The organism is Kitasatospora sp. NPDC127060 (assembly GCF_042724935.1).
Classification (GTDB): domain Bacteria; phylum Actinomycetota; class Actinomycetes; order Streptomycetales; family Streptomycetaceae; genus Kitasatospora.
Map to the genome: position 1 here is coordinate 1 of NZ_JBHXEG010000151.1, position 9,697 is coordinate 9,697.

General features: G+C 74.9%; 9 protein-coding genes and 1 tRNA gene. 7 read left to right on the top strand and 3 right to left on the bottom strand.

Going from position 1 to position 9,697, the window contains the following annotated elements:
- Nucleotides 1-678: 678 nt before the first annotated feature.
- The 4 genes from ACFWIS_RS39900 to pgm all read left to right on the top strand — a co-directional run bounded on the left by ACFWIS_RS39900 (nt 679) and on the right by pgm (nt 4,150).
- Nucleotides 679-758, top strand: a tRNA-Tyr gene (locus tag ACFWIS_RS39900).
- Nucleotides 759-915: 157 nt separating this feature from the next.
- A complete protein-coding gene (locus ACFWIS_RS39905) occupies nt 916-1,698 on the top strand; it encodes a GNAT family N-acetyltransferase (RefSeq protein WP_380463356.1) in 783 nt (260 codons plus the stop codon).
- Nucleotides 1,699-1,895: 197 nt separating this feature from the next.
- Nucleotides 1,896-2,195, top strand: coding sequence for a YciI family protein (locus ACFWIS_RS39910; protein WP_380463353.1), 300 nt, complete (start codon nt 1,896-1,898; stop codon nt 2,193-2,195).
- A 314-nt stretch (nt 2,196-2,509) separates the two neighbouring features.
- Nucleotides 2,510-4,150: a phosphoglucomutase (alpha-D-glucose-1,6-bisphosphate-dependent) gene (gene pgm / locus ACFWIS_RS39915; RefSeq protein WP_380463351.1), complete on the top strand. Its 1,641-nt coding sequence runs from the start codon at nt 2,510-2,512 to the stop codon at nt 4,148-4,150.
- Nucleotides 4,151-4,324: 174 nt separating this feature from the next.
- Here pgm and ACFWIS_RS39920 read toward each other — a convergent pair whose 3' ends face one another.
- On the bottom strand, nt 4,325-5,503 hold the full coding sequence (locus ACFWIS_RS39920) for an MFS transporter (protein ID WP_380463349.1): 1,179 nt from the start codon (nt 5,501-5,503) through the stop codon (nt 4,325-4,327).
- Nucleotides 5,504-5,644: 141 nt separating this feature from the next.
- On the opposite strand from ACFWIS_RS39920, the gene ACFWIS_RS39925 reads away from it, so the two are divergent.
- Nucleotides 5,645-5,986 (top strand): ArsR/SmtB family transcription factor, encoded by a 342-nt coding sequence (locus ACFWIS_RS39925; protein ID WP_380463347.1) that lies wholly within the window; start codon nt 5,645-5,647, stop codon nt 5,984-5,986.
- 14 nt (nt 5,987-6,000) lie between these two features.
- On the opposite strand, the gene ACFWIS_RS39930 is transcribed toward ACFWIS_RS39925, so the two are convergent.
- On the bottom strand, nt 6,001-6,399 hold the full coding sequence (locus ACFWIS_RS39930) for a VOC family protein (protein ID WP_380463345.1): 399 nt from the start codon (nt 6,397-6,399) through the stop codon (nt 6,001-6,003).
- A 113-nt stretch (nt 6,400-6,512) separates the two neighbouring features.
- On the opposite strand from ACFWIS_RS39930, the gene ACFWIS_RS39935 reads away from it, so the two are divergent.
- Nucleotides 6,513-7,691: a helix-turn-helix transcriptional regulator gene (locus ACFWIS_RS39935; RefSeq protein WP_380463343.1), complete on the top strand. Its 1,179-nt coding sequence runs from the start codon at nt 6,513-6,515 to the stop codon at nt 7,689-7,691.
- Nucleotides 7,692-7,737: 46 nt separating this feature from the next.
- Nucleotides 7,738-8,487 (top strand): HAD family hydrolase, encoded by a 750-nt coding sequence (locus ACFWIS_RS39940; protein WP_380463341.1) that lies wholly within the window; start codon nt 7,738-7,740, stop codon nt 8,485-8,487.
- A 281-nt stretch (nt 8,488-8,768) separates the two neighbouring features.
- Here the strand turns inward: ACFWIS_RS39940 and ACFWIS_RS39945 are convergent, their stop codons facing one another.
- The gene (locus ACFWIS_RS39945) at nt 8,769-9,419 is read right to left on the bottom strand and encodes a GNAT family N-acetyltransferase (RefSeq protein ID WP_380463338.1); all 651 of its coding nucleotides are present in this window, start codon (nt 9,417-9,419) and stop codon (nt 8,769-8,771) included.
- Nucleotides 9,420-9,697: the final 278 nt, after the last annotated feature.

Genomic DNA, 9,697 nt, shown 5'->3' on the forward strand with positions numbered 1-9,697 from the left:
GGGCTGGTCTCGCTCAAGTCCCGTAGTACGTAGGCGAGTTTGTAGGCGTAGACGTGCGGGGTGGCGGTGAACAGGATCCGGTAGACCCGTAGTCCCTCCTCGCCTTCCAGGATCCGCTCGTTGTGGCCCATCAGCCGTACCCGCGCGGCTAGCACCAGGTCCGTGTGCACGTTCATCCGTCGTGTCCCCCTTCGTTATCGCGTCTTGCGGTACCTCACCCCCCGCACCGCGTCAGGGCGCGCCGGGGCGCGCCGGGCCGCGTGCCGGCTGCCCGGGCAGGCGGGCGGTGGCACGTGGGCCGTGGAGGGGGAGTGGGGTGTCGCACGAGTGTGCGCGGTGCGCGGGGGCGGCGGCAAGACGGAAATAGGGTGTGCTGCGTCCTACCGCAACCCTTGCGTGACCTGGCAGGATTGGGGTCGGCATCCTCCCGGGGCCGGGGCCGGAAAAGCAGTTGCGCCCCAGGATCCCCGCACGGCAGGCTGGGTCGCGGAACACACCGACGCAGCGCGGGGCGACGCAGTGCGACGCAGTGCGACGCAGTGCGGGGAGTGAGGGGAGCGTGCCGATGGCCACCAGTGGCAATCGTCATCGCCGCCGCCCGCGCGCGTTCGGCTATTACCCGGCGCGCTGAGCGTCCCGTCCTGCCCGCGCCGCGGGCAAGGGCGCCGGCGTATCCCCGGGCGAGCTGGGCACTGGAGAGCCCAAGGGCCTGTAAAGCCCCCGCTGCGGCTGTGGCGGTTCGAATCCGCCCTCGCCCACCGCACCCCACCGCACCCCACCGCTCCGAGCACCCGTGCCCCACCCGCGCCCCGCCTGTGCCCCGCCTGTGCCCCGCCTGTGCCCCGCAGGTGGCCCAGCGGGCCCGTATCGGAATTGGCCCGGGCAACGGGCCAGTTCGGCACTACCGTAGGCACTATGACCACCGCACCCACCGCCGCACCCGCCGCGACCGATCAGAACGCCTCCCCGGCAGGGGCGCTGACGCTCCAGGCCCGCAACTCCGCCGCTTTCTGGGCCGCCACCGGCCGAAGCCGCGGCCATGAGGTGATCCGGCGCCGCGGATTCGTCGCCGTCGACGGCGACCAGCGTGCCGGCCTGCGGATCCTGATCCAGGAACCCGGCCTCGACCCGGACGAACTCGCCGAACTGGGCGCCCTGGCCCGCCGCGCCCCGGGCCCGGTCAACGCCGAGGACCCCTTCAGTGCCACCGACCTGAGCCACCTGGGTCTGCGGAACTGGCAGATGCCCGTCATGCTGCGTCCGCCCGCGCCTCTCGGGCCGGAAGGCGGACCGGCGCCCGGCGTGATCCGGGTACGGCGCCCCGAGGACCTCCGGGCGGCCGAGCGGGTCGTGATCGAGGGCTTCGAGTTGACCGGCTTCCAGCCCCACCGCCCCGGCGAGCTGTTCCCGATGGCGCTGATCGGGCAGCCGGGCGTGGACGTCTTCCTCGCCACACGTGAGGGCGTGCCCGCCGGAGCCTGCGTCAGCGTGGTCGACGAGGGCGTCGGCAGCCACTACTGGGTCGCCGCCTCCCCGGACTTCCGCTCGCGCGGCGTGGGCCGGGCCGTCATGCTCGGCTCCCTCGCCGCCCTGGCACACCTGCCGCTCACCCTCACCGCCTCGAAGCTGGGCCGGCCGCTGTACGAGTCGCTGGGCTACACCGCCGTGGCGCCCTCGACCTGGTGGGCCTCCCAATGAACCCCGCCTCCCGGTGAGCCCCGTCTCGCGGTGAACCCCGCGGCCCGGTGAGCCCCGCCTCGCGGTGAGCCCCGCGGCCCCGGCGCCCTCGACCTGGTGGGCCTCCCGGTGAACCCCGCCTCGCGGTGAGCCCCGTCTCGCGGTGAGCCCCGCGGCCCCGGTGCCCTGCGGTTCGGCCGGGCGGCTAGCCTGACGGCATGTTCGTTCTGGAGTTGACGTACACCGCCCCGATGGAGCGGATCGACGAGGCGCTGGCGGAGCACGTGCGGTGGCTCGACGGCCACTACGCGGCGGGCACCTTCCTGGCCTCCGGGCGCAAGGTGCCGCGCGACGGCGGGGTGATCCTGGCGGCGGGGCAGGACCGCGCCGCGATCGAGGCGCTGGTGGCCACCGACCCGTTCGTGCGACGGGGCCTGACCGAGTACCGGGTGACGGAGTTCCTGGCCACCGTCACCGCCCCCGCACTGGACGGCTACCGCCAGCAGCTGCCCGCCTGAACCCGGCGACCTGAACCCGCCCGCCTGAACCCGCCCGCCTGAACCCGGCGACCTGAACCCGCCCGCCTGAACCCGGCGACCTGAACCCGCCCGCCTGAACCCGGCGACCTGAACCCGCCCGCCTGAACCCGGCGGCCCCGCGCGCCTGAACCCGGGCCGCCCGGCCGAACCCGGGGGCCCCGTCCGGCCCGGGCCGCCCTGCGTGCCCCGAACGCCCTCGCGCGGTTCGGGGCACGGTCGCGTTCTGGCTACGATCGGTGAGCGCGGGGCGAGGACGTAACGCGAGTTTCGTGGATTTCGGCGGGAGAAGACGGATGGCACACGCACGGGCCGGGCAGCCGGCGCAGCCCGGGGACCTGGTGGACGTGGCACGGCTGGTGACGGCCTACTACGCGCTGCGCCCGGATCCGCAGGAGGTGGCGCAGCGGGTCGCGTTCGGGACTTCCGGGCACCGGGGTTCCTCGTTGGACGCGGCGTTCAACGAGGACCACATCGCCGCGACCACGCAGGCGATCTGCGAGTACCGGGCCGAACAGGGCGTCGCGGGCCCGCTGTTCCTGGGCGCGGACACTCACGCCCTGTCCGAGCCGGCCAAGGCCACGGCCCTGGAGGTGCTGGCGGCCAACGGCGTGCAGGTGCTGATCGACGCCGCCGACGGTTACACCCCCACCCCGGCGCTCTCGCACGCGATCCTGGCTCACAACCGGCGCAGTCCCCGGGCGCTGGCTGACGGCATCGTGGTCACCCCCTCGCACAACCCGCCGCGTGACGGCGGTTTCAAGTACAACCCGCCCAGCGGCGGTCCGGCCGGCTCCCAGGCCACCGGCTGGATCCAGGACCGCGCCAACGAGCTGATCCGCGAGGGCCTGCGCGGGGTCAAGAAGGTCCCGTACGCGCGGGCGCTGGCCGCGGCCACCACCGGGCGCCACGACTTCCTGGGCGCCTACGTCGAGGACCTGCCCTCGGTGCTGGACCTGGACGCGGTGCGCTCGGCGGGCCTGCGCATCGGCGCCGATCCGCTGGGTGGCGCCTCGGTGGCTTACTGGGGGCGCATCGCCGAGACCCACCGCCTGGACCTGACCGTGGTCAACCCGGTCACCGACCCGACGTGGCGGTTCATGACGCTGGACTGGGACGGCAGGATCCGCATGGACTGCTCCTCCCCGGCCGCGATGGCCTCCCTCATCGGCCGTAAGGACGAGTACGCCATCGCCACCGGCAACGACGCGGACGCCGACCGGCACGGCATCGTCACCCCCGACGGCGGTCTGATGAACCCCAACCACTACCTGGCGGTGGCCGTCGACTACCTCTACCGCCACCGCGCCGACTGGCCCGCGGACGCCGCCGTCGGCAAGACCCTGGTCTCCTCCTCGATGCTCGACCGCGTCGCCGCGGGCCTGGGCCGCGCCCTGGTGGAGGTTCCGGTCGGCTTCAAGTGGTTCGTCGACGGCCTGCTGGAGGGCTCGATCGCCTTCGGCGGCGAGGAGAGCGCCGGCGCCTCTTTCCTGCGCCGCGACGGCGGGGTGTGGACCACCGACAAGGACGGCATCCTGCTGGCCCTGCTCGCCGCCGAGATCACCGCCGTCACCGGTGCCACCCCCAGCGCCCGCTACCGCGAACTGACCGAGCGTCACGGCGCCCCCGCCTACGCCCGCGTCGACGCCCCCGCCGACCGCGAGCAGAAGGCCCGCCTGGCCCGCCTGGCCCCCGAGCAGGTCACCGCCGGGCAGCTCGCCGGGGAGAAGATCACCTCGGTGCTCTCGCACGCCCCCGGCAACGGGGCGGCCATCGGCGGCCTGAAGGTCTGCACCGACAACGCCTGGTTCGCCGCCCGGCCCTCGGGCACCGAGGACGTGTACAAGATCTACGCCGAGTCCTTCCTGGGTACCGACCACCTGGCCCGGGTCCAGCAGGAGGCCCGCGCCCTGGTCGGCGACGTCCTCGGCGCCTGACGCGCACGCCCGTCCGGTCCCGGACCCCAGGTCCCGGACCCCTCGCCCCAGGCCCCAGGCTCCAGGCTCCAGGCCCCAGGTCCCGGACCCCTCGCCTGGGGGACGGGGGCGGGGCCGGGCCCTGGGGCCCGGGGGAGCGGCTCGGGGGAGCGGCTCGGGGGACGGCGCCGGCGTTCAGGTCCGGGCGGGAGCGGCCGTCCCCGTCCGGGCGGGAGCGCGCCGGTCGCGGGTGGTGGCCGCAGCGGTGGCGCAGGCCACCAGGGCCAGGGCCGCCGCGGCGAGGGGGAACCAGTGGGTGCCCAGCAGGGCGATGGCCGCCGAGCCCGCGACACCGCCGCCCGCCGTACCGAGGTAGAGGGCGCTGCTGTTGAGGGAGATCAGCAGCGGCGCGTTCGCCGGGTCGAGCGAGGCCAGCCGGTGCGGCAGCGCGACCGACACCGCCCAGCCCGCCAGCGGCACCACCACCGCGTACGCCAGCGCTCCCGGCATGCTGCGCCCCAGCCAGGGCAGGGCGGCGAAGGCGCACGCGGCGACGGCGGAGCCGGCCAGCAGGACGGTGCGCACCCCGGTGCGGTCGACCAGGCGTCCGCCCAGCCAGCTGCCGGCCACCGACATCACGCCGGTGGTGAGCAGGACGAGGCTGAGCTTGTCGGCGTCGCCGCCGGTGGCGCCGTGGACGGCGGTGGCGAGGTAGATGTAGACGCTCTGGAAGGCCAGGAAGAAGGCGAGTGTGGTGGCGGCGGCGCCCAGTACCCGGCGCCGGCCCAGCGGGGCGAGGCGGGCGGCGAGGGTGGGGGCGGCGGCGGGGGCGGGCAGGTCGCGCAGCAGGGCGGCGAGTCCGGCGAGCGCGGCCAGGCCGAGCGCGGTGACCAGCCACATCGTCAGCCGCCAGTCGGTGCGTCCGACCCAGGTGCCCAGCGGCACGCCCAGCGCGGTGGCGACCGTCATGCCGCCGAGCACGGTGGCCAGGGCCCGGCCGCGCCGTTCGGGGGCGACCAGGGTGGTGGCGACGGCGTTGGCGGTGGGGGTGTAGAGGGCGGCGCCGGCGGCGGCCAGCACCCGGGTGGCGAGCAGCGGTTCGTAGCCGGGGGCGAGGGCGCTGAGGGCGTTGGCGGCGCTGAAGACGGTGAGCGCGGTCAGCAGCAGGCGCCGGCGCGGCCAGCGGGCGGTGGCGGCGGCCAGGGGCGGGGCGAGCAGGGCGTAGCCGAGGGCGAAGACGGTGACCAGCTGGCCGGCGGCGCCCACCGACACGCCCAGGTCGTCGGAGACCGGGCCGAGGATGCCGGCCACCACCATCGAGTCGGTGCCCATGGCGAAGGTGCCGAGGGCGAGCAGGAGCAGGCGTACGGGCACGGAGAAGCCCCCCGGAGTAATTGTTTGACGAACATGCAACGGTTTGATGCTCGCCAAACAATCGGGGATTGGTGGATGATTGTCAAACCATTCCCGCCGCTGGCCGTCCCCTCACGGGACCCGAGGACCGGAGCCGACCCCATGACCGACGACGAACGGCTTCCCCAGCCCCCCACCGCCGACATCGACCTCGTCACCGTCCTGCACGCCCTCGGCGACCCCGTGCGCATGCGCCTGCTGCTCAGCTACGCCGACGGCGCCGAACACTCCTGCTCCCCCCGCGACCTGGGCCTGGACCACCTCCACAAGTCGACCGTCTCCCACCACATGCGGGTCCTGCGCGAGGCCGGCGTCACCACCACCCGCGTCGCCGGCCGCAACCGCTTCGTCAGCCTGCGCCGCACCGACCTGGACGCCCGCTTCCCCGGCCTGCTGGACGCCCTCCTCGCCGCCGCCCTCCCGGCACCCGTCCCGACCCCCTGAGCGCCCCCGGGGACTCAGCGCGCGTACTTCGCGACGGCCTCCGGGGTGACGGGCGTGAAGAAGTTGACGAGGTTGCCGTCCGGGTCGCGCACCAGCAGCGACCGGTTGCCCCACGGCATCGTGGCGGGCCCGGCGACGACCTCGGCGGCCACGCCCGCCAGGTCCTCGGCCAGCCGGTCCACGTCGGCGGCCAGGAACTCGGTGATCACACTGCGGTTGTCCGCCGCCCGGGCCGACCCCGGGGCGAACAGCGCGACCGTGGCGGCGCCGGCGATCGCCAGGGTCGCCCCCGCCGTCCTGAGCTCGGCGAACTCCTCGGTGGCCCACACCGCCCGCGCCCCCGTGGCCCGCTCGTAGAAGCCGACGAGGCGCGCGACGTCGCCGGTGATGACGCGGATCGAGACGAAGTCCATGGAATCTCCCAGACCGTAGTAAGCCGTAGTTGAAGAGCCGAAGCCCCTGTGCCCCGCACACTAGGAGCGATAGGGGACAGAACCGGTCCCCTATCGGAAGTAGGTTTCTCCCCGTGCCCCGACCCACCGCCCGCGTGCTGACCCTCCTGGAACTCCTGCAGTCGGGCGGCACCCGCACCGTCGCCGAACTCGCCGACCGGCTCGGCGTCCAGGGCCGCACCGTACGGCGCTACGCGCAGCAACTCGCCGAACTCGACGTGCCCGTGGAATCGGTGCGCGGCCGCTACGGCGGCTACCGCCTGGCCCCCGGCTACCGCCTGCCCCCGCTCATGCTCGGCGACGACGAGGCACTGGCCGTACTCCTGGGCCTGCTCGCCGGCCGCCGCACCGCACTCACCACCACCCAGCGCACCGCCAACGAGACCGCGACGGCGAAGATCCGGCGCGTCCTGCCCCGCCACCTCGCCCACCGGCTCGACGCCCTCCAGGACGCCCTCGCCTTCACCGACCCGCCCGGCGAGGCGCCCGGCGAGGCGCCCGGCGAGGCGGCCGGCCACCCGCCCGGCGAACCCGAGACCCCCGACGCCGCCCTGCTGCTCACCGTCGCCGACGCGGTACGCCACCGCCGCCCGCTCGCCCTGCGCTACACCGACCGCGAAGGCCGCCCCAGCGAACGCACCCTGCACGCCCACGGCATCGTCGCCCACCGCGGCCGCTGGTACCTCACCGGCCGCGACACCCGCCTCGACCAGGACCGCACCCTGCGGCTCGACCGCGTCACCGACGCCCGCACCCTGCCCGGCACCTTCGACGAACCCGCCGGCCCCGACCCCGCCCAGCGCGTCCTGACGGGCTTCGCCACCGCCGACTACCGCCACCACGTCACCCTGCGCATCCGGGCCGACGCCGCACACGTCCGCGCCCATCTGCCCGCCTCCGTCGCCGAGTTGCGGGAACTCCGACCCGCCACGGACCCGGACGGCCCCCAAGGGACGGACGGCCCGGGTGATCCGGACAGCTCCGACAGCTCGGACAGCTCGGACAGCTCCGACAGCTCGGGCGGCTCGGGCGGCTCGGGCGGCTCGGGCGGCTCGGGCGGCTCGGGCGGCTCGGGCGGCTCGGGCGGGGGCTGGCTGCGCGTCGACCTGCGGGCGCAGCGGCTCGACTGGCTGCCCCCGGTCCTGGCCGCACTCGACCGCCCGTTCGCCATCGAGCGCCCCGAGGAACTGCGCGCCCTCGTCACCGCCCTCGCCGACCGCCTCGCCGCCGGCGCCCGCAACGCCGACGCGTAGGGTCCGTACCGCAGGACACCGCAGCGATCACCGGGAAGGACGGTCCATGCCGATCAGGGGCGTGCTCTTCGACGTCGACGACACCTTGTTCGACTACACGCGCTCGGAGGAGGAGGGCATCCTCGCCCACCTGCGGGACGTCGGCCTGCTCGACCGCTTCCCCACCCCGCAGGCCGCACTCACCCTGTGGCGCTCCGTCATGGAGTACCAGTACGCCCGCTACCTCGCCCGGGAACTCACCCTGCAGGGTCAGCAGTACGCGCGCACCCGCCAGTTCCTCGCCGAACTCGGCCAGGACGGCGCCGAAGACCTCACCGACGACCAGGCCGCCGCCTGGTTCGCCGGCTACGCCGCCCACCGCGACGCCGCCTGGAGCGCCTTCCCCGACGCCGAGCCGACCCTCCTCGCCCTCGCCCCCCACTACCGGCTCGGCATCGTCTCCAACTCCGACACCGACCACCAGCGCCGCAAACTGCGCACCATCGGCCTGCTCGACCACGTCGGCGACGTCCTCATCTGCTCCGACCAGCACGGCGAGGCCAAACCCGCCCCCAGCATCTTCCACGCCGGCTGCACCGCGCTGGGCCTGCCCCCGCACGAAGTCGCCTACGTCGGCGACAAGTACACCCACGACGCCGAAGGCGCCCGCGACGCAGGCCTCCACGCCTTCTGGCTCGACCGCGCCGCCACCGGCACCCCACCCACCGAGGGCATCCACGTCCTCCACACCCTCACCACCCTGCCCCAGGCCCTGACCGCCCTGACCGCCCTGACCGCCCTGCCGCAGGCCCGCTGACCTGCGCTCCCGCACCGGAAGTCGCTCCCGCCGACTCTCGCTGCGGGCGCGGCCGGCGTGGGCCGCGGGGAGTCGGCGGGTTCGGTGCACTGCCGCGTTGGCGGGCTCGCGTGTGCCGCCTGCGCACCGGAAGTCGGCTGGTTCGACTTCCGGCGCGGCGGCTGGCAGTTGGCCCGGGCGTGCGGGCAGTGGCCTGCTCTGGCGCCCCGCGGCGTCGGGGGTGCAGGAAGTCGACCGGGTCGACTTCCTGCACGCGGGCGTTGGGCTGAGGTCCCGGCCTGCTACGCCGCCGGGGCGGCGAAGAGGTCGCGGCAGGCGGGGGTCAGGCCGGTGACCGTCACCGGGACGGGCGGGCCCGGCCAGTCGGCGCGGGACAGGCGCAGGCGCTGGGACTCCACGACCCGGCCGTCCAGGGTGTCGCGGTCGATGCCGTCGGGGCGGTAGCCGAGCTTGCGGGAGACCGCGAGGGAGGAGTGGTTGTCGGCGAAGGACACCGAGGTCGCCGAGACCGCGCCCAGCTCCGCGAACGCGAGATGGAGCATCGCGGCGCGCATCTCGGTGCCCAGACCCCGGCCCTGGTGCTCCAGGCCGATCCACGAGCCGGAGGCGATCTCCCGCCGTACGGCGAACTCCTGCGCCCGCATGTCCTGCACGCCCACCGGGTTCCCCCGGTGGAAGGCCACCAGGTCCAGCGCCCAGTGCCGCGCCGTCCAGCGCCCCAGCCGCCGCCAGTGCATCTGCAGCACGTGCCGGGCCCGTTCGGCGGGCGGCAGTTCGCCCCACGGGGTGAGGAAGGGGCGTTCGCCCGGCGGGTGGACACCGCGCGCGGCGAGGTCCGCGACCGCGCAGAGCTCGTCCTCGGCGGGCAGGCGCAGCTCCAGGCGCGGCGTGGTGACGCGCAGGCCCATCAGCGGCCAGTGGTCGGCGATCATCCGGACAGTGTGCCGAAACCGCCCCTCGCCCGCACCGGCTTTCCGGCCGGCGAGCACCACCCGGGCCGGTGGGGGCAGCGCTAGGGTGGGGGCACGGGTGCCCCCGACAGTGAGGAAGTGGCCATGTCCGAACGGGAGTTCGTCAGCGCCCCCGCCCTGATCCTGCGCTCCCTCACCCGAGAGCCGCACCGGCGTGCCATCACCACCGCCGACCGGGTCGAGATCACCGCCGGCGACTTCGCCGCCGCCACCTACCGCCTCGCCCACGAGCTGCTCGC